This window comes from Streptomyces millisiae (genome assembly GCF_031845425.1).
GTDB classification, from domain to species: Bacteria; Actinomycetota; Actinomycetes; order Streptomycetales; family Streptomycetaceae; genus Streptomyces; species Streptomyces millisiae.
In genome coordinates, this window is the sequence record NZ_JAVREM010000007.1 from 146,721 (window position 1) to 165,168 (window position 18,448).

Here is an 18,448-nt window from a genome sequence, read left to right on the forward strand (position 1 = left end):
CGCCGCCGAGGCGCTGTCGCGCCGTCAGGTGTCTACCTGTCCCGCCACCGAGGTACCGGCTCGCCGCCGGGCGTCCGCCTGGCTCGCCGCCAAGGCGTCGGCCCGGCTCGTCCTCAGTACGCCGGCTCGGGGCCGCCGCCAAGGCGTCAGGCCGTTGTCAGGTAGAGGTGGCAGTCTTCCGGGCGGATCAGCAGGTTGATTTCGCGGGCGTCGTAGGAGATCGCGCTCTCCGCCTGGAGGGTCAGGTCGCCGAGGGTGAGTTCGTACTCGAAGCGGGCGCCGGTGTACGAGCGTTGGGTGATGTAGGCGCGCAGCACGTTGACGCCGGACGGGGCGTCGTCGATGTGTTCCGCCAGGGTGATGCGTTCGGACCGCAGGCCGACCGTCGCCGTGCGGCCCGCGGCCGCGCCCGCGCCCGCGGTGTGCGGGACGCGCAGGTGCTGGCCGCTGCCGGTGAGTTCGACGCGTACCGTCGTGCCGTCGCCCGGGTCCGGGTCGACGCGGCCGGCCAGCAGGTTGCAGCGGCCGATGAACCCGGCGACCTCCGGGGTGGCCGGCGACTCGTAGATCTCGGCCGGCGTGCCGACCTGCCGCATCCGTCCGTCCATGAAGACGGCGACGCGGTCCGAGAGCGACATCGCCTCGACCTGGTCGTGCGTCACATAGACCGTGGTGATGCCGACCTCGCGCTGCAGCGTCTTCAGCCAGGAGCGGGCCTGGTCGCGCAGCTTCGCGTCGAGGTTGGAGAGCGGCTCGTCGAGCAGCAGCACGCCGGGGGAGTAGACGATGCCGCGGGCCAGCGCCACCCGCTGCTGCTGCCCGCCGGAGAGCTGGTGCGGGTAGCGGTCGCGCAGCGGCAGCATGTCGACCTTCGCCAGCGCGTCGTCGATCAGCTCGCGCCGCCGGTCCTTCGGCACCTTGCGCAGCTTCAGCGGCAGCGCCAGGTTGTCGGCGATCGTCATGTGCGGCCACAGCGCGTACGACTGGAAGACCAGGCCCAGGTTGCGTTCCTCGGGCGGCACGGTGCGGGAGCGGCCGTCGAAGAAGACCCGGTCGCCGACCCGGATGGTGCCGGCGTCCGGGTTCTCCAGGCCGGCCACGCACGACAGGGTCGTGGACTTGCCGCAGCCGCTCGGCCCGAGGAGGGTGAAGAACTCGCCGTCGGCGACGGTGAAGGTGATGTCCTCCAACACGGCGTTGCCGCCGAAGGACTTGACGAGGTTCTCGACGACCAGCTCAGGCATGGGTGCGCCTTCCCTTCAGCAGGATGCCGGCCAGGCCGGCGACGACGGCGGTGACGGCGATCTGGATGGTGGCGAGCGCGGCGACCGAGCCGGTCTCGCCCTGCGTCCACAGGTCGATGGCGGTGGTGCCGATCACCTGGGACTCGGTGCCGGCCAGGAACATGGCCGGCGCGTACTCGCGGATCATCTGCGTCCAGATCAGCAGGAACGACGCCAGCATCGCCGGCACCAGCAGCCGGAGCAGGACCCGCGAGACGGTCCGCCACCAGTCGGCGCCCGCGACCCGGGCCGCGTTGTCCAGCTCCCGGCCGATCTGCAGGACCGAGGGGGAGACGGCGCCGAAGGCGGAGGGCAGCGCCCGGACGCCGAAGGCGATGATCAGCGCCAGCAGCGTGCCGCGCACCAGGTCCCCGCCGGGCGCCCAGGCGAAGGCCCAGAAGAAGCCGATGCCGATGATCAGCCCCGGGATGGCGTGCGGGGCCAGCGCGGCCGTCTCCAGCAGCCGGGCGAAGCGGAAGTCGGAGCGCCTGGCGACCAGCACCACGCAGGTGCCGACGACGGTCACGGCGACCGAGCCGATCAGCGCCACCGTGATGCTGTTGACGATGGACTCGGTGTAGGGGCGGTAGGAGAAGATCAGCTCGAAGTTGTCGAGCGTCAGCAGCGAGAGCGGGTTCACCAGCGGCGTGAGCAGCGTGGTGAACGCCCGCAGGATCAGGGCGATCATCGGCAGCAGCACGCCGAAGGCCAGGTAGGCGCCGACGAACGCGAAGCCGAGCCAGCGCCAGCGGCCGAGGTCGAGCAGCTGGGAGCGGTTGGCCTTGCCGCGCACCGACACGAAGCGCTGCGCCTGGGCGAGCAGCCGGGTCTGGAGCACCACGAGGCCGATGGTGGCCAGCAGGATCAGGGTCGAGGCGGCGCCCAGCAGCCCGTAGTCCGGGTTGATGGAGTTGATGCCCTCGTCGTAGAGGAAGCTGGAGAACAGCGTGATGCCGGCCGGCTCGCCCAGGATCAGCGGCACGGACAGCGTCTCCACGGCGGTGCCGAAGATCAGCAGCCCCGCGTAGAGCATGGGCGGCCGCAGCATCGGCACCACGATCGAGCGCAGGATCCGCGCCGGGCCCGCGCCCACCGTGCGGGCGGCGCTCTCCAGCGAGGTGTCGGAGGAGGCCAGCGCGTTGGCGCAGAACAGGAACGCCACCGGCACCTGTGCCACCGCCTCGACGAACGCCATGCCGTGCAGCGTGTACAGGTCCCAGGGCACGAAGCCGCCGTAGGCGCGCAGCGCGGTGCTGACGAAGCCGGCCGGGCCGTAGACCACGATCCAGCCGAAGGCCAGGACCAGCGGCGAGATGTAGATCGGCCAGCGGACGAGCTGCTCGACGAGCCGGGCGCCGGGGAAGCGGGTGCGGGTCAGCAGGATCGCCATCGGCACCGCGATGGCCAGCGCGAAGACGGTGGTCAGCAGGGCGAAGAGCAGCGTGTCGAGGATGATCCCGCCGAAGCCGGCCTCGGTGAAGAGCCGCCCGTAGTTCTCCAGCGTGAACACCCCGCCGGCGGCGTACAGCGGCTGGTCGCGCACCGACTGGGCCAGGATCGGCAGCACCGGCGCGAGCACCAGCGCGACGGTGACCAGGAACGTCAGGTAGTGGATGAGGACCTCGCGGCCGGCGCCGAGGAAGCGGCGGTAGCCGGGGACGCCGAGCTCTCCCGCGCGCGGCGGCCCGGGCGGGGCGTCGGGGGGCGCCGGGCTGGTCTGGATGGCCATGGGCTCTCCGTGGTGTGTCGGGGGCGGTTCGTGGTGCGGCGGAGGGGGCGTCAGCCCATGGCCTGCTCCCAGCGGTGGAGGTAGGACTCCTGGTCCGCCTCGTCCACCGGGTCGTAGGGGTGGATGTGCACGCGGTCCGCGCCCAGCAGGCGCCGCACGTCCTGGAGGCTGTCGACGTCCGACTGCTCGACGTCCGGCCGGTAGGGCGTCAGGACGCCGGCCGCGGCCGCCGCCTGTCCGTCGGCGGAGAGCAGGAAGTCGAGGAAGAGCCGGGCCGCGTTCGGGTGCGGCGCGGTCGAGACGATCGAGGCGGCGCGGGGCACCAGGACGGTGCCCTCCTCGCAGTACGTCCAGCCGAGCAGCCCGCCGCTGCGCTTGGCGGCGGAGACGGCGGTGGCGCCGCTGATGTTGATGGAGGCGTCGTACTCGCCCGACACGACCTTCTCGACCAGGGTCCCCGAGGAGTGCTCGGCCCTGGCGAAGGGCAGCACCCGGGCCATGTTCTCCCAGCCGCCGGGGACGCTCCCGGTGTAGCCGTGGTTGGTGGCGTAGCCGAAGGCGTTGGACGGGTCGTAGGCGCCGATCTTGCCGCGGAACCTGGCGGGTTCGGCCTCGCAGAGCTCGCCCAGGTGCGCGAGCCCGCGGGGGCGGCGCGCCTCGTCCAGCGTCCGCCGGTTGTAGAGGATGACGACCGGGTCGACGGAGAACGCCCAGACCCCGGGCAGGAGCTCCGCGAACTCCGGCAGCCGGCTCTTCTCGGGCGAGACGTAGTCGGCGGCGAGCCCGCGGGTGGCGTAGTCGGCCCAGTTGCCGGGGCCGTTGGAGACCAGCAGGTCGGCCGGTGAGGTGCCGATCGCCGCCTCGCTGTAGTAGCGCTCGTAGACGGCCGAGTTGCCGAGGTTGGTCGCCCGGACGTCGGTGAGCCAGGGGTAGCGGTCGGCGAACGCGTCGAAGATCGGCTGCCAGACGGTCTGCGAGGTCTGGGAGTAGATGACCAGCTTCAGCTCCCGGCGTGAGCCGTCGACCAGCGTGGCGTAGTCGGTCGGGTAGTAGCCGGGGACGGGCCGGGCGGCGGCGTCGGCGTCGGGGCCCGAGCAGCCGCCGAGCGCGCCGCCGGCGGCCACCAGCGCGCCGGCCGCGGTGGCGCCACGGAGGACGGCGCGGCGCGAGGGGCCGCGAGCGGGGGCGGGTCGGGGGCCTGAGCCGGGACGAATGCGAAACATGGGGCTCTTTCCCTATCTGGCACGACGGCGTGTCAGCGACGAACATGGATGCCAACCGGTCAACCTGTCAACCGTCTGAACGGCATGACTTCGGCGCGCGATGCCGGGTATGGGGATGTTTCACGGGTTTCGGTTCGGGGATGTGGCTCTCGTATCTGGTTTACCGGTTGACATGCGTGGGGGTTTCCGGGGCATGCTCGCACCCCACCATGGAAGTGAGGACCCGCCATGCCCCACCTCGTCGGCGCCCCGGAACTGCTCCGGTTCGCCACCGCCACCACCCAGGCCCACGGCGTCCCGGCGCGGGACGCCGAACTGCTCGCGCACACCCTGGTGACCGCCGAGCTGTGGGGCCACCCGTCCCACGGCATGCTGCGGCTGCCCTGGTACCTCGACCGGCTCGCCAACGGCGCGATGACCCCCGTCACCGAGCCCGCCGTCGTCAGCGACAACGGCGCGGTGCTGGTGCTCGACGGCCGGGACGGCATCGGGCAGGTGATCACCGACCGGGCCGTCGAACTCGGCGTCGAGCGCGCCCGGCGCCACGGGATCAGCGCGGTCGGCGTCCGCAACTCAGGACACTTCGGCACCGCCGCCTACTTCACCCGCAAGGCGGCCGAGCGGGGCTGCGTGGCGATCCTCGGCACCAACGGCAGCCCGGCCATGGCCCCCTGGGGCGGCCGCGAGAAGCGGGTGGGCGCCAACCCGTGGTCGATCGCCGCCCCCGGCGGCCGGCACGGCGTCGTCGTGACGGACATCGCCAACACCGGGGTGGCGCGCGGCAAGATCTACCACGCCAAGGAGCGGGGCGAGCCCATCCCCGAGGGCTGGGCCGCCGACGCCGACGGGGTGCCCACCACCGACCCGCGCCGGGCCGTGGAGGGCCTGATCCTGCCGATGGGCGGCCACAAGGGCTATGCGATCGCCTTCATGTTCGACGTGCTGGCCGGGGTGCTGACCGGCAGCGGCTTCGGCACCGGCGTCGTCGGCCCCTACGTGCCCGACGCGCGCAGCGGCTGCGGACACCTGCTCATCTGTCTCGACGTCAGGGCCATGGCCGACCAGGACGAGTTCGCCCGGCGGGTCGAGACGCTCGTCGAACAGACCAAGGCCACGCCGACCGCCCCCGGCGTCAGTGAGGTCCTCGTGCCGGGCGAGCCGGAGACCCGTACCGCCGAGCGGCTGCGCGCGGAGGGCGTCCGCGTCGTCGACGAGACCTGGGCCTCGCTCACCCGGATCGCCGCCGACACCGGCGTGGCCCTGCCGGCCGCCGAGGAGGTGGCGGCGTGATCGCGCTGACCGTCTCGCTCCAGGTCGTCCCCGGCCGCCGCGACGCCTTCCTGGCCGCCATCCGGGAACAGGCCGAACGCTCCTTCACCGACGAGCCGGGATGCCGCTACTTCGACGTCGTCTGCGACCTGGCCGACGACCACCACTTCGTCTTCCACGAGCTGTACGACGACGAGGCCGCGGTCGACGCGCACCGCGCCGCGCCCCACTACCCGGCCTGGCAGCGGGCGGTCGCCGCGTACGTCGTGCCGGGCAGCCGCGTCACCACGCTGTCCCGCCTGCTGTTCCACCACTCCTGAGTGGCGCGCGGACGCCTTACCGCCTTCCGGGTCGGCTACGGTGCAGCAATCAACCGAGGTGGGGAGAGCACGGCGATGGCAGGACTGACACGGATCGAGCGGGGCGAACCGGCGACGCCGGCCGTCGAGGTGGCCAGACGCCTCCTCGACCACCTCCTCACCTCGGGCCAGGTGCGCGCCGGCGACCGGCTGCCGCCCGAGCGGCAGTTGGCCGAGACCTTCGGCGTCGGGCGCTCGGCGGTCCGCGAGGCGCTGAAGTCGCTCAGCCTGCTCGGGCTCGTCGACATCAGGCAGGGCGACGGCACCTATGTGCGCGACGCCAGCTCCGACCTGCTGCCGCAGGTGCTGGAGTGGGGCCTGCTGCTCGGCGACCAGACCGTGGACGACCTGCTGGAGGCCAGGGCCTGCGTGGAGACCGACCTGGCGGAGCTGGCCGCCGCGCGCCGCACCGACAACGACCTGGTCGCGCTCGACACCCACTTCTCCCGGATGGCGGCGGCCCACGAGGACCCGGCCGCCTACCTGGAGGCCGACCTGGCCTTCCACCGGGCGCTCGCCCAGGCCGCCCACAACGTGACGCTGGCCGGACTCCAGGCGCGTCTGGAGACGCTGGTCGCCGTCTGGATCAAGCAGAACATCCGCAACCCACGCGAGGGACGGCTCGCCGAGCACACCGCCGTCCTGGACGCCGTGCGGGCCGGCGACCCGCGGGCGGCACGGGAGGCTATGCGGGCCCACATGACCTCGGCGACGAGACGACTACGGGCGCGGCTGGCCGCGAACCAGTAGCGGCCCCGCCGGCGCCCGGCTAGCCGCGCGGCGTCAGCCGGTAGAGGGCGGCGCCGTGGGCCGGGAGGTCGATCCGTAGGTGGTGGCCGTCGTGGGGGGTGTCGGTGTGGGTCCACAGTTCCCGGAGTCGGTCGTCGGGGTGGGCGCCGATGTCGCCGAGGGGGACGGTGAGGTGGCGGGGCTCGTCGGCCAGTGAGAAGACGGCGGCGTAGCGGGTGTGTTCCTCGGTGTCGCGGGCGGTCCACAGGATCAGGTCGCGTTCGCGGAGCACCTCGCGGTTCTCCCGGCTGTGGAACAGGACCTGGAGCGCCTCGTCGTTGGTGAGCAGGGCGATGGTCCCGGGTGAGCTGGTGGGCAGGTCGCCGCCCATCATCAGCGGGGAGCGGGAGATCAGCCAGAGGGTCAGCAGGCTGGTCTGCTCGGGGGCGGTGAGGCCGCACACGCGGTCCTCGCCGCGTTCGGCGCGGATGCCGATGTGGCCCAGGGGCAGCATGTCGGCGTCCGCCCAGCCGTGTTCGGACTGCCAGGGCGCCCAGCGGGCCATGCGGGCGAACTGGGCCTCGACGTCCGGCCAGCGGTCCCACAGGTCGTCGCAGACCCGCCACATGGTGGCGTTGGCCCGCAGGTGGTCGAGGTGGGCGAGGGAGACGTCGGTGCCGGGGGAGAGGCTCAGCTCGATGGGCCGGCCGCTGCGGGCGATGGCCCGGGCGTAGGCGGCGATCTCCCGCTCGTGGTACGGGAAGAGCATGTCGTCGGCCTTGACGAAGTCCACGCCCCAGGCGGCGAACTGGGCGACCTGCGCGTCGTAGTACGCCTGGGCGCCGGGGTGGTCGTGGTTGAGGCCGTAGTTGTCGGAGTTCCAGGGGCAGACCGAGCCGGTGTCGGCGATCTCGTCGGCCGTGAAGTCGGTGCCGGCCACGGGGAGTCGGGCCGCGACGGCCCGGCGCGGGATGCCGCGCATGATGTGCAGGCCGAACCGCAGGCCGAGTTCGTGCACCCGGGCGGCGAGCGGACCGAAGCCGGCGCCGCCGGCCGCCGAGGGGAACCGGTTGGGCGCGGGCAGTTGGCGGCCGTGGCCGTCGAGGACCAGCGGGGCGTCGGCGTTGTAGCCGTGCGCGCGGGCGGTGGGCTCGTACCACTGGATGTCCACGACCACCGTGTCCCAGCCGTGCGGCAGCAGGTGATCGCGCAGGAAGACCGCGTTGGCCAGCACCTCGTCCTCGGTGACGGTGGTGCCGTAGCAGTCCCAACTGTTCCACCCCATCGGCGGGCGCAGCCGGCGGTCGGGGAGCGGCCGTGCGGTTCTGGTCATGGCTGATCGTTTCTGTTGGGCGAGCGTTCCCGGGCCGGACTCTAGAGGCGCGTTGATCGATCACACAAGGGATTCGCGCGGGTCCGCGCCCGGCTCGCTCTCTTACACTGTGCCGCGGTGATCCCGGCGTCCGACGACCGGGCCGAACGCGGAGAAGGGGGGACCACGTGGCGGACGAGTCGTTGCCGCGCCCGCGCGCCGCGAAGAAGCCCCCGACCATCTACGAGGTCGCCGAACTGGCCGGGGTGTCCCACCAGACCGTCTCCCGCTTCCTGCGCAAGGACCCCGGCATGCGCCCCGGGACGGTGGACCGGGTGGCGCGGGCCGTCGCCCAGCTGGGGTACCGGCCCAACCAGGCGGCCAGGACGATGCGCACCCGCCGCTCCAACCGGCTCACGGTCATCCTCCCCGGCTCCACCGAGCGCATGCCGACGGGGCTGCTCGGCGGCGCCGCCGCCGCGGCGCACGAGGCCGGCTACCTGCTGGACGTGGTGAGCCTGGAGGGCGACGCCGCCACCCGCGCCAGCCGCCTGGAGGCGCTGCTGCAGCCGGAGAGCACGGACGGGATCCTCTCCTTCACGCCGCTCGGCGACGGCACCGAGGGGCCGGCCCTGTCGGACTTCCCGGTGCCGGTCGTCGTCGACGGCGCCTACGACGACGAGATGCGGTCGCTCGGCGTGTACGCGGACGCCTCGACCGCCGCCGACCTGCTGCGGCACCTGGCGGAGCTCGGGCACCGCCGCTTCGTGCACGTCACCGGGCACCTGGCGTGGGCGTCGGCGCGGAACCGGCGGGCGGTGTACGAGGCCACCGTCGCCGAGCTCGGGTTCGAGTCGTGCGCCGTGGTCGAGGGCGACTGGAGCACGGGGTCCGGCTGGCGGGCGGCGACCGAGGTCATCGCCGGCTCCGGCGCGACGGCCGTGTTCGCCGCCTCCGACCGGCTGGCGTTCGGCGTCATCCTCGGGCTGCGGAGCGTGGGCGTCGAGGTGCCGAGGGACGTGAGCGTCTTCGGCTGGGACGACGACGAGCTCGGCCGCTACCTGACGCCCCGGCTGACCACCGTCCGCGTGGACCAGCAGCGCCGCGGGCGCGAGGCCGTCCACCAACTGCTGGCCCTGCTGCGGGGCGAACCCGCGCCCGGGCGGGCCGACGTGGCGCTGCTCAACCGCGTCATCCTGCGCGACTCCACGGGACCCGCGCCCGCCCGCGCGTAGTCGCGAAATCTTCGCGAAACAAGGGTTCCCAGGCCTTGTGTTATCGATCACTCGCCTCTTAGAGTCCACGCCACGTTCGCGCGAACGATCCCGGTGGCGCCGCCGCGCGCCACTCCCTTCGCACGGAGAAGGCCCAGCCATGTGTGTGAACACGTCCCACCGCCGACACGAGGGAGCGCCCGATGAGCGCGCTGGGTGAGTTCCGGTCGCTCAGCCGGTCCCGCGGCCGCCGGGCCGGCCCGCCGGACGCGGAGGAGAAACGCGACAACAGGGCGGCGCTGTTCTTCCTCGCGCCCTGGCTGATCGGCCTGCTCGGCATCACCCTCGGCCCGATGATCGCCTCGCTCTACCTGGCCTTCACGGACTACAACCTGCTGCAGGACCCCGAGTTCACCGGCCTGGACAACATCCGGCGGATGCTCACCGACGACCGGCTCGCGCAGTCCCTCCAGGTCACCTTCGGCTACGTCCTCGTGTCGGTCCCGCTGCAACTGGCCGTGGCGCTGGGCCTGGCGCTGCTGCTCGACCGGGGGGTGCGCGGTCTCTCCCTCTACCGGTCGGTGCTCTACCTGCCGTCGCTGCTGGGCACCAGCGTGGCCATCGCCGTGCTGTGGCGCCTGGTGTTCGGCGTCGACGGCCTGATGAACGCGTTCCTCGGGCTGTTCGGCGTCGAGGGCCCCGGCTGGATCTCCGACCCGGACACCGCGCTCTCCACGCTGATCATCCTGCACGTGTGGACCTTCGGCGCGCCGATGGTGATCTTCCTGGCCGGGCTGCGGCAGATCCCGCGCGAGCTGTACGAGGCCGCCGCGACCGACGGGGCCTCGCGGACCCGGCAGCTGTTCTCGATCACGCTTCCCCTGCTGAGCCCCATCATCTTCTTCAACCTGGTGCTCGGCCTGATCGGCAGCTTCCAGTCGTTCACCCAGGCGTTCGTCGTCTCCAACGGGACCGGCGGGCCCAGCGACTCGACCCTCTTCTTCTCGCTCTACCTCTACCAGGAGGGCTTCACCAGCTTCCGCATGGGATACGCCTCGGCGCTCGCCTGGCTGCTGCTGATCATCGTCGGCGCCTTCACCGCGCTGAACTTCTGGGCCTCGAAGTATTGGGTTTTCTACAATGACTGACACCTACCAGCCCACCTTCAGGCCCAGCGCCCGGCGGCGCGTCACCAGCGTCCTCAAGCACGCGGGACTGATCGCGGTCTGCCTGCTGATGCTCTATCCGCTGCTGTGGATGGTGGCCAGTTCACTGCGGCCGAACGACGACATCTTCACGAGCTCGGGGCTCTTCGTCGACACCTTCGACCTGGACCACTACCCGACCGGCTGGGACGCGCTCAGCTTCCCGTTCAGCACCTACCTGCTCAACTCGTTCCTCGTGGTGCTGGGCTCGGTGATCGGGAACCTGGTCTCCTGCTCCATGGCGGCGTACGCGTTCGCCCGGCTGAAGTTCCGCTGGCGGCGGTGGGCGTTCATGATCATGCTGATCACGATCATGCTGCCGATCCACGTGCTGATCATCCCGCAGTACGTGGCCTACGCCCAACTGGGCTGGATCAACACCTACCTGCCGCTGATCCTCCCCAAGTTCCTGGCCACGGACGCGTTCTTCATCTTCCTGATGGTCCAGTTCATCCGCGGCATACCCCGGGAGCTGGACGAGGCCGCCAGGATCGACGGCGCGGGCCACGTCCGGATATTCGGCCGGATCATGCTGCCGCTGATGGTCCCGGCCCTGGCCACCACCGCGATCTTCACCTTCATCTGGACCTGGAACGACTTCTTCAGCCAGCTGATCTTCGTCACCAAGCCCGACCTGTACACCGTGCCCGTGGCCCTGCGGTCCTTCATCGACGCGCAGTCGCAGTCCGACTTCGGCGCCATGTTCGCCATGAGCGTCGTCTCGCTGGTCCCGGTGTTCCTGGTGTTCCTCTTCGGCCAGCGGTTCCTGCTCCGCGGCATCGCCACCACCGGCGGCAAGTAGCGACCGAGGCACTGGTTCGGAACCGGAACAGAGAGGAAGACCATGACACTTCGAGCGCCACGCGCGGCGTGCGCCGCCGTCACCGCCGGACTCGTCCTCGCCGGCTGCGGGGTGGGCGCCAACCCCGTCCACCACCCCGAGCTCTCCGAGGGGGACGTGACGATCTCCCTGAGCTGGTGGGGGCCGGACGGCCGCACCCAGCAGACGCTCCAGGCGATCGAGCTGTTCGAGGAGGAGCACCCGAACATCGACGTCGAGCCGGTGTACTCGGACTGGGCCGGCTACTGGGACCGGCTGGCGACCACCACCGCCGCCGGCGACATGCCCGACGTCAGCCAGTTCGACCAGCTCTACCTCGCCTCCTACGCCGACCGGGGCGCCCTGCTCGACCTGGCCACCGTCGACAACATCCTCGACCCCTCCGCCCTGCCGCCGGAGATCCTCGACTCGGGCCGGGTGGGCGACACCCTGTACGCCGTCCCGGTCGGCGCGACGACCAACGGGATCGCCATCAACACCACGCTCTTCGAGCGGTACGGCGTCGACCTCCCCGACACCGACACCTGGACCTGGGACGACTTCGAGCGGGCCGCCGTCGAGCTGACGGAGGCATCGGGCGGCGAGGTCCACGGCCTCAGCCCCTTCGGCGGCGACTCGTTCAGCCTCACCGTCTGGGCCCGCCAGCACGGTGCCCGACTCTTCGACGCGGAGGGCGACCTCGCCCTCGACCCGGAGGTACTCGCCGGCTACTGGCAGCGCGAACTCGACCTCATCGACAGCGGCGCCTCGCCCTCCGCCAACCAGATCAGCGAGGGCGTGGGCCTGCCGCTGGACCAGACGGACCTCGTCACCGGCGCGACGGCCATGGGCTTCATCCCCGCGGGACAGTTCGTCTCCATCCAGTCGACGGCGCCCGACTTCGACTACGCCCTCGCCAACTGGCCGGCCGACGCCGACACCGAGCCGGGCTTCCAGTACCTGAAGCCCTCCATGTACTGGTCGGCGGCCTCGACGACGGAACACCCGGCCGAGGCGGCGCTGTTGATCGACTTCCTCACCAACGACACCCGCGTCGCCGAGATCTTCGGCCTCGACCGGGGGGAGCCGGGCAACCCCGCCTTCCGGGAGGCCGTCCAGCCCACCCTCGACGCCACGGGACAGGAGTCGCTCGCCTTCACCGAGGCCATGTCGGAGGAGGTCGGCGAGACCCCGCCGATCATCCCCAACGGCGCCAGCGACATCGACGCCCTGCTCCAACGCCACAACCAGCGGGTCCTCTTCGGCGACGCCTCGCCCGAGGAGGCGGCGGAGGAGTTCCTCGGCGAACTCGGCGACTCGATCACCGCGGCCGGCTGAGCGCAGGAACCCCGGCGGACACCGCTCGCCGCGCGGCGGGAGGCCGGCGGCGTGGGGTGGTGCGCCGCCCGGCGGTCAGGGCCGGGGGATCACGGCGACCGGGCAGGCCGCGAAGTGCAGCAGCGCGTGGCCGGTCAGCCCGAGGCGCAGGCCGTCCTCCCCGCGCCGCCGGTGGGCGCCGATCACCAGGAGGTCGGCGGCCTCGGCCGCGTTCAGCAGTGCCGGGCGCGCCGGCCCCTCGGCGATGTCGCGGGACACCCGGACGCCCGGATGCCGCTCGGCCCCCCGCGCCAGCGCGTCGTTCAGCAGGTCCCTGGCGGCGGCCTCGTCGGCGACGCGGGCCTCGTCCGTGGCGGGGCGCCAGGCGTGCAGGGCGAACAGCTCGCAGGACCTGGCCGCGGCCTCGCGGAAGGCGAACTCCAGGGCCTCGGCGTCCCGCGTCGGCTCCTTGACGCCGAGCACCACGCGGCCGAAGCCGCCGGTCACCGCGGGCGGCGTGCCGCGCACCACCACGACCGGGCAGTCGGCGCGGCCGGCCACGCCGAGGCTGACCGAGCCCAGCAGCATGCTGGTCAGCGGGCCCCGGCCGCGGGATCCCAGCACCACGGCGCGGGCGTGCCGGCCCTCCTCGATCAGGGCCCGCGCCGGCGGCTCGGGGACGATGTCGACGGAGACCTTGACGTCGGGCTGCCGGTCGGCGGCGCGCCGCTCGGCGGCGGCGAGCACGTCGCGGGCCGGCGTCGCGCTCTCGGGCCGGTCGAGTCCGGCGGAGGGCGCGACCTCGTAGCGCTCCCAGAAGGAGGCGTAGACCAGCCGCAGCGGGCCGCCGTGGCGCGCGGCCGCGTCCACCGCCCAGTCGACCGCCGTCAGGCTGTGTTCCGATCCGTCGACCCCCACCACCGTGGGCTGCTCCACCGCTGTCACCGCCTCCTGGGGCGTCCGTGTCTCCCCTCCCAGCACAGCACCGCCGGCCGGTTCGCGCCACGCGGCCGCCGACCGGCCGGTGATCCGCGCCCCGCAGCCGGTTTCGTTCGGGCATTCCCGGCAAATCGGTGAGGTGCGGGAGGGGGAGACCGTCGGTGAGAGGAGCGGTGAGGTGCCGGCAGCGGGGAGCGGACGCGGCGACGTGGGGCGGCGGCTGGCCGCCCGTCGCGAGAGGCTCGGGCTCACACCGGACGACGTGGCCGAGCGCGCCGGCGTGGCCGCCAGCTACGTGCGCTACGCGGAACGGCGCCCCGACGCGCCGGACACCGCCGCGCTGCTGCGGCTCGCGGCCGCGCTCGACACCTCGGCCGCCGAACTCCTCGGCGGCGGCTCCGAGCTCCCGCCGGGACTCGGCGAGGCCGGGCCGCGCCCGGAGCTGGTGCCCATGAGCGGGGCGGAGTGCCGGGAGCACCTCGCCACCCACGGCGTCGGCCGGGTCGCCGTGCCCACGCCGGAGGGGCCGGCGATCTTCCCGGTGAACTACACGGTGGCGGACGACGCGATCGTCTTCCGGACGGGGGAGGACAGCCCCGCCGCCCGGGCCGCGGGCGCCGAGGTGGCCTTCGAGGTGGACCACGTCGACGACGCGCTCAGCCGGGGCTGGAGCGTGCTGGTCACCGGCCCCTCCCGGCAGGTGACCGACCCGGCCGAGGTGAGCCGGCTCGACGAGGCCGCCCGCAGCCAACCCTGGGCCGGCGGCGAACGACGGCGCTGGGTGCGGATCACGACCGCCCGCGTCACCGGCCGCCGCATCAGGACCGGGTGAACGTCCGAGCCCGAGGAGGAGAACACCCATGGCACCCACGGCCGAGCTCGACACCGCGACCGCCGAGAAGCTGGTGTCGGCCGCGACCAGGGCCCCCTCGATCCACAACACCCAGCCGTGGAGCTTCCGGCGGGCCCCCGGACGGGACACGCTGCTGGTCCGCGCCGTGCCCAGCAGGACGCTCCAGGAGACCGACCCCACCGGGCGCGCGCTGCACGTCTCGACGGGCACCGCGCTGTTCAACATGCGGGTGGCGGCCGCCCACCTCGGCCGCGGCACGGCCGTCCGGCTGCTGCCCGACCCGCACGAGCCGGGGCTGCTGGCCGCCGTCCGGATCACCGACGCCGCGGACCGGCGGGGCGAGACGGACCTGTACGACGAGCTGTGGCAGCGGCACAGCAGCCGCTTCCCCTTCGAGAACCGACCGCTGCCCCCAGGGGTGGTGAACGACCTGGTCGCGGCCGCCCGGGTGGAGGACGTCACGCTGTACCTGCCGGAAGCCGACGAGGTGACGCGACTGCTGCGGCTGACCGCCGAGGGCGAGTGGCGCAACGCCCACGAGCCGGGGCGACGCGAGGAGAGCCGCGGCTGGGTCCGGGAGGCCGGTTCCTACGGCATCGCCCCCGGGCAACTCGGCCCCGGCGACCAGAGCGGGAACGTGCCGGTCCGGGACTTCGCCGGCCTCGCCCCCGCCCTGCCCACCCGGGTCTTCGAGCGCAACCCGATCATCGCCGTCCTCGCCACCCCGCACGACCGGCGCACCGACTGGCTGCGGGCCGGCGAGGCCCTGCAGCACGTGTTGCTGGTCGCCACCGGCCACGAGGTCCGCGCGTCGCTGCTGCACCAGGCACTGGAGTGGCCCGACCTGCGGGCCGCGCTCCACGGCCCCGACCGGCCGCCGGAGCACGTGCAGATGCTGATCAGGCTCGGCTACGGGCCGCCCGGCCAGGCGAGCCCGCGCCGCCCGGCGAGCGAGATCACCGGCGAGGAGCCACGCACCCCCTGGTGACGGTTTCACGCCCCACCCGAGCGGCTACCCGCCGCACCGAGTCACGCCGACGAGAACCCGAGGGAGAGGCGCCATGACCGGCACCACGGAGGACGACCGCATCCGCTGGTTCGAGGACCTGTCGGCGGGGGACGTCGCGGTGGTCGGGGGCAAGAACGCCTCGCTCGGCGAGCTGATCGGCAACCTCGCCCCGCGCGGCGTCCGGGTCCCCGCCGGCTTCGCCACCACCGCCGACGCCTACCGCGAGTACCTGGCCACCGACGGGCTCGGCACGGCCGTCGCCGAGCGGCTCGACGCCCTGCGCGACGGGGCCGAGCTCGCCGACGTGGGGCGGACGATCCGCGAACGGATCCTGGACACGCCGCTGCCGCCGGCCCTGGACGGGGCGGTCAGGCGTGCCTACCGCGAGCTGTGCGAGCGCCTCGGGCGGGCCGACGTGGACGTGGCGGTGCGCAGCAGCGCCACGGCCGAGGACCTGCCGGAGGCCAGCTTCGCCGGCCAGCAGGAGACGTTCCTCGGCGTCACCGGCGAGGACGCCGTGGTGGACGCCTGCCGCCGCTGCTGCGCCTCGCTGTTCACGGACCGGGCCATCAGCTACCGGGAGCACCAGCGCGTCGACCACCTGCGGGTGGCGCTGTCCGTGGGCGTGCAGCAGATGGTGCGCGCGGACCGCGCCGGCGCCGGGGTGATGTTCACCCTGGACACCGACAGCGGCTTCCCGCGCGTGGTGCTGGTCAACGCCGCCTTCGGGCTCGGCGAGTCCGTCGTCTCGGGGGCGGTGGACCCCGACGAGTACGAGGTCTTCAAGCCGTTCCTGCACAAGACGGACCTCAGCCCGGTGATCGCCAGGCGGGTCGGCGGCAAGCAGACCAAGATCGTCTACTCGGGCGACTCCGGGGACTCCCCGACCAGGACGGTGGAGACCTCCGACGCGGAGCGCCGGGCGCTGGTCCTCGACGACCAGGAACTCCTCCAGCTGGCCCGCTGGGGAGAGGTGATCGAGGAGCACTACGGCCGGCCCATGGACATCGAGTGGGCCAAGGACGGCGACACCGGCGAGCTGCACGTCGTCCAGGCCCGCCCGGAGACCGTGCAGGCCCGCAGGCAGGCCGCCACCCTGCGCTCCTACCGGCTCACCGAGCCGGGCGGCGAGCGCCTGGTCAGCGGCCTCGCGATCGGCGACGCCATCGCCGCGGGACCGGTCCGCAAGCTGAACAGCCCGGCCGAGGCCGACCGGTTCGAGGACGGCGCCGTGCTGGTCGCCAGCGCCACCGATCCCGACTGGGAGCCGGTGATGCAGCGGGCCGCGGCCATCGTCACCGACCACGGCGGGCGGACCTCGCACGCCGCCATCGTCAGCCGGGAGCTCGGCGTGCCCGCGGTCGTCGGCGCCGGGGACGCGACCGCGACCCTGTCCGAGGACCGCCGGGTCACCGTCTCCTGCGCCGAGGGCGAGCGCGGCGCCGTCTACGACGGCGTCCTGGAGTACGAGGAACGCGACCTCGACCTGACGCGGGTGCCCGAGACGCGGACCCGGGTGATGCTCAACATCGCCAACCCGGCCGCCGCGTTCCGCTGGTGGCGGCTGCCCGCCGACGGGGTCGGCCTGGCCCGGATGGAGTTCGTCGTCGCCAACCACATCGGCGTCCACCCGATGGCGCTGCTCCGCTACGACGAGCTCGCCGACCCGACCACCAAGCGGGAGATCGCCGAACTGACGGCAGGGTACGAGGACAAGTCCGCCTTCTTCGTCGACCGGCTGGCCCAGGGCATCGCCCGCATCGCGGCCGCCTGGTGGCCGCGGCCCGTCATCGTGCGGATGAGCGACTTCAAGACCAACGAGTACGCCCGGCTCATCGGCGGCCTGCCGTTCGAGCCCACCGAGGGCAACCCGATGCTGGGCTGGCGCGGCGCCAGCCGCTACTACCACGAGGACTACCGCGAGGGCTTCGGCCTCGAATGCCGGGCCGTCGCCCGGGTCAGGGACGACATCGGCCTCACCAACGCCGTCGTGATGATCCCGTTCTGCCGCACCCTGGGCGAGGCCGACCGGGTGCTGGCGACCATGGCGGACCACGGGCTGATCCGGGGCCTGGGCGGCCTGGAGACCTATGTGATGGCCGAGATCCCCTCCAACATCGTGCTCGCCCGGGCGTTCGCCGAGCGCTTCGACGGCTTCTCCATCGGCAGCAACGACCTCACCCAGCTCACCCTGGGCGTCGACCGGGACTCCGAGCAGCTGGCCGAGCTGTTCGACGAGCGCGACCCGGCCGTCACCGACAGCATCAGGACCCTGGTCGACGCCGCCCACGCCGGCCACCGGCCGGTCGGGCTGTGCGGGCAACGCCCGAGCGACGACCCGGACTTCGCCCGACTGCTGGTGGAGGCGGGCATCGACTCCGTCTCCGTCAGCCCGGACAGCTTCCTGCGGGTCAAGGAGAACGTCGCCGCCGCCGAGGCCGGCTCAGGGGCGGTCACGCACCCGACAGGATGATCAGGACGAACAGCACACAGACGGCGATGTTGATCAGCCAGCTGTGGGTGTTCATCCACTCCCGCACTCTGGGCATCGCGGTCGCGGCGCGGCGGTGGAACAGCAGCAGCGCGAGCAGCGGCAGCGCCGCGATCAGCACGGTCAGCGCCCAGAACGGCAGCGCGGCCAGCGGGGTGGCGTGGGTCTGCCGCAGGTGCACCCCGACCGTCAGCAGGACGATCAGGTCGGACGGCATCAGCAGGATCACCAGCAGCCCGGTGCGGAAGGCCCGGCCGGGGCCGGCGTCCATCAGCGCGCCGAGCCACTTCGGCGGCTCGGCCGTGGCCCGCCCCCGCCAGTTCCGCAGCGCGAGCAGCACGAGCAGCCCCACCAGGACGTACTTGACGACGTTGCCGGCCGAGCCCCGGTCCGACTCGCTGCCGAGCCCCACCGCGCCGCCGAACGCCGCGGCGACGAAGAACATCGCCGTCACCCCCACCGCCACGGCGATCGCGACGCCGGCCAGGAAGGCGAGCGACACCCGGACGGCGCGCGGGGTCGTCACCAGGATCACCGAGGAGACGAGCTGCGGGCCCGCCATCATCGTCACGGCCAGCGGGAGGATCGGGAGGTCCATGGGGCCATCGACGCCGAGCCCGCCGCGCCGGGCAAGCCGGGTTACGCCACCCGGCGGCCCGCACCCCGAGGGCCTCGACCGGTAGGCAGGGTCCCGGT

At 73.0% G+C, this 18,448-nt stretch carries 16 protein-coding genes; 10 read left to right on the plus strand and 6 right to left on the minus strand.

The window, feature by feature from the left end; translation table 11 throughout:
• Positions 1 to 146: 146 nt before the first annotated feature.
• The 3 genes from RNC47_RS09870 to RNC47_RS09880 are packed head-to-tail and all read right to left on the minus strand — an operon-like array spanning position 147 to position 4,235.
• Positions 147 to 1,244, minus strand: a complete 1,098-nt coding sequence (locus RNC47_RS09870) for an ABC transporter ATP-binding protein (protein WP_311597434.1) — start codon at positions 1,242 to 1,244, stop codon at positions 147 to 149.
• Positions 1,237 to 3,012: an ABC transporter permease gene (locus RNC47_RS09875; protein ID WP_311597436.1), complete on the minus strand. Its 1,776-nt coding sequence runs from the start codon at positions 3,010 to 3,012 to the stop codon at positions 1,237 to 1,239. The genes RNC47_RS09870 and RNC47_RS09875 overlap by 8 nt, the downstream gene beginning before the upstream one ends.
• Positions 3,013 to 3,062: 50 nt before the next feature.
• Complete coding sequence (locus RNC47_RS09880; RefSeq protein ID WP_311597438.1) at positions 3,063 to 4,235, minus strand: ABC transporter substrate-binding protein; 1,173 nt, start codon at positions 4,233 to 4,235, stop codon at positions 3,063 to 3,065.
• Between the two features lie 228 nt (positions 4,236 to 4,463).
• On the opposite strand from RNC47_RS09880, the gene RNC47_RS09885 reads away from it, so the two are divergent.
• From RNC47_RS09885 to RNC47_RS09895, 3 genes are all read left to right on the plus strand, one after another.
• Entirely contained in the window at positions 4,464 to 5,525 is a 1,062-nt protein-coding gene (locus tag RNC47_RS09885) for an Ldh family oxidoreductase (protein WP_311597440.1), read from the plus strand.
• On the plus strand, positions 5,522 to 5,824 hold the full coding sequence (locus RNC47_RS09890) for a putative quinol monooxygenase (protein ID WP_311597441.1): 303 nt from the start codon (positions 5,522 to 5,524) through the stop codon (positions 5,822 to 5,824). The genes RNC47_RS09885 and RNC47_RS09890 overlap by 4 nt, the downstream gene beginning before the upstream one ends.
• A gap of 75 nt (positions 5,825 to 5,899) precedes the next feature.
• Positions 5,900 to 6,613 (plus strand): FadR/GntR family transcriptional regulator, encoded by a 714-nt coding sequence (locus RNC47_RS09895; protein WP_311597443.1) that lies wholly within the window; start codon positions 5,900 to 5,902, stop codon positions 6,611 to 6,613.
• Positions 6,614 to 6,632: 19 nt separating this feature from the next.
• Here the strand turns inward: RNC47_RS09895 and RNC47_RS09900 are convergent, their stop codons facing one another.
• Positions 6,633 to 7,925 (minus strand): glycoside hydrolase family 27 protein, encoded by a 1,293-nt coding sequence (locus RNC47_RS09900; RefSeq protein ID WP_311597445.1) that lies wholly within the window; start codon positions 7,923 to 7,925, stop codon positions 6,633 to 6,635.
• A 167-nt stretch (positions 7,926 to 8,092) separates the two neighbouring features.
• Between RNC47_RS09900 and RNC47_RS09905 the strand changes: the two genes are divergently transcribed.
• The 4 genes from RNC47_RS09905 to RNC47_RS09920 all read left to right on the plus strand — a co-directional run bounded on the left by RNC47_RS09905 (position 8,093) and on the right by RNC47_RS09920 (position 12,481).
• Positions 8,093 to 9,139: a LacI family DNA-binding transcriptional regulator gene (locus RNC47_RS09905; RefSeq protein ID WP_311597447.1), complete on the plus strand. Its 1,047-nt coding sequence runs from the start codon at positions 8,093 to 8,095 to the stop codon at positions 9,137 to 9,139.
• Positions 9,140 to 9,321: 182 nt separating this feature from the next.
• Positions 9,322 to 10,266 (plus strand): carbohydrate ABC transporter permease, encoded by a 945-nt coding sequence (locus RNC47_RS09910; protein ID WP_311597449.1) that lies wholly within the window; start codon positions 9,322 to 9,324, stop codon positions 10,264 to 10,266.
• Complete coding sequence (locus tag RNC47_RS09915; RefSeq protein WP_311597451.1) at positions 10,259 to 11,125, plus strand: carbohydrate ABC transporter permease; 867 nt, start codon at positions 10,259 to 10,261, stop codon at positions 11,123 to 11,125. The genes RNC47_RS09910 and RNC47_RS09915 overlap by 8 nt, the downstream gene beginning before the upstream one ends.
• Before the next feature lie 42 nt (positions 11,126 to 11,167).
• Entirely contained in the window at positions 11,168 to 12,481 is a 1,314-nt protein-coding gene (locus RNC47_RS09920; RefSeq protein WP_311597453.1) for an ABC transporter substrate-binding protein, read from the plus strand.
• Between the two features lie 75 nt (positions 12,482 to 12,556).
• Here the strand turns inward: RNC47_RS09920 and RNC47_RS09925 are convergent, their stop codons facing one another.
• Complete coding sequence (locus RNC47_RS09925) at positions 12,557 to 13,396, minus strand: universal stress protein (RefSeq protein WP_311597455.1); 840 nt, start codon at positions 13,394 to 13,396, stop codon at positions 12,557 to 12,559.
• 181 nt (positions 13,397 to 13,577) lie between these two features.
• Between RNC47_RS09925 and RNC47_RS09930 the strand changes: the two genes are divergently transcribed.
• The 3 genes from RNC47_RS09930 (at position 13,578) to ppsA (ending at position 17,734) form a co-directional block, all read left to right on the plus strand.
• On the plus strand, positions 13,578 to 14,231 hold the full coding sequence (locus tag RNC47_RS09930; protein WP_311597456.1) for a pyridoxamine 5'-phosphate oxidase family protein: 654 nt from the start codon (positions 13,578 to 13,580) through the stop codon (positions 14,229 to 14,231).
• A 28-nt stretch (positions 14,232 to 14,259) separates the two neighbouring features.
• Positions 14,260 to 15,240: an Acg family FMN-binding oxidoreductase gene (locus RNC47_RS09935; RefSeq protein WP_311597458.1), complete on the plus strand. Its 981-nt coding sequence runs from the start codon at positions 14,260 to 14,262 to the stop codon at positions 15,238 to 15,240.
• A gap of 73 nt (positions 15,241 to 15,313) precedes the next feature.
• Positions 15,314 to 17,734 (plus strand): phosphoenolpyruvate synthase, encoded by a 2,421-nt coding sequence (gene ppsA, locus RNC47_RS09940; protein WP_311597460.1) that lies wholly within the window; start codon positions 15,314 to 15,316, stop codon positions 17,732 to 17,734.
• Here the strand turns inward: ppsA and RNC47_RS09945 are convergent.
• Positions 17,715 to 18,350 carry a GAP family protein gene (locus RNC47_RS09945; RefSeq protein ID WP_311597462.1) on the minus strand — a complete coding sequence of 212 codons (636 nt, stop codon included), beginning with the start codon at positions 18,348 to 18,350 and terminating at the stop codon, positions 17,715 to 17,717. The genes ppsA and RNC47_RS09945 overlap by 20 nt on opposite strands.
• Between the last annotated feature and the right edge of the window lie 98 nt (positions 18,351 to 18,448).

What these genes read in the sequence shown, in the direction of transcription:
- RNC47_RS09870 (WP_311597434.1), bottom strand. Translation starts at nt 1,244, where the DNA reads ATGCCTGAGCTGGTCGTCGAGAACCTCGTCAAGTCCTTCGGCGGCAAC.
- RNC47_RS09875 (WP_311597436.1), bottom strand. Translation starts at nt 3,012, where the DNA reads ATGGCCATCCAGACCAGCCCGGCGCCCCCCGACGCCCCGCCCGGGCCG.
- RNC47_RS09880 (WP_311597438.1), bottom strand. Translation starts at nt 4,235, where the DNA reads ATGTTTCGCATTCGTCCCGGCTCAGGCCCCCGACCCGCCCCCGCTCGC.
- RNC47_RS09885 (WP_311597440.1), top strand. Translation starts at nt 4,464, where the DNA reads ATGCCCCACCTCGTCGGCGCCCCGGAACTGCTCCGGTTCGCCACCGCC.
- RNC47_RS09895 (WP_311597443.1), top strand. Translation starts at nt 5,900, where the DNA reads ATGGCAGGACTGACACGGATCGAGCGGGGCGAACCGGCGACGCCGGCC.
- RNC47_RS09900 (WP_311597445.1), bottom strand. Translation starts at nt 7,925, where the DNA reads ATGACCAGAACCGCACGGCCGCTCCCCGACCGCCGGCTGCGCCCGCCG.
- RNC47_RS09910 (WP_311597449.1), top strand. Translation starts at nt 9,322, where the DNA reads ATGAGCGCGCTGGGTGAGTTCCGGTCGCTCAGCCGGTCCCGCGGCCGC.
- RNC47_RS09915 (WP_311597451.1), top strand. Translation starts at nt 10,259, where the DNA reads ATGACTGACACCTACCAGCCCACCTTCAGGCCCAGCGCCCGGCGGCGC.
- RNC47_RS09920 (WP_311597453.1), top strand. Translation starts at nt 11,168, where the DNA reads ATGACACTTCGAGCGCCACGCGCGGCGTGCGCCGCCGTCACCGCCGGA.
- RNC47_RS09935 (WP_311597458.1), top strand. Translation starts at nt 14,260, where the DNA reads ATGGCACCCACGGCCGAGCTCGACACCGCGACCGCCGAGAAGCTGGTG.
- ppsA (WP_311597460.1), top strand. Translation starts at nt 15,314, where the DNA reads ATGACCGGCACCACGGAGGACGACCGCATCCGCTGGTTCGAGGACCTG.
- RNC47_RS09945 (WP_311597462.1), bottom strand. Translation starts at nt 18,350, where the DNA reads ATGGACCTCCCGATCCTCCCGCTGGCCGTGACGATGATGGCGGGCCCG.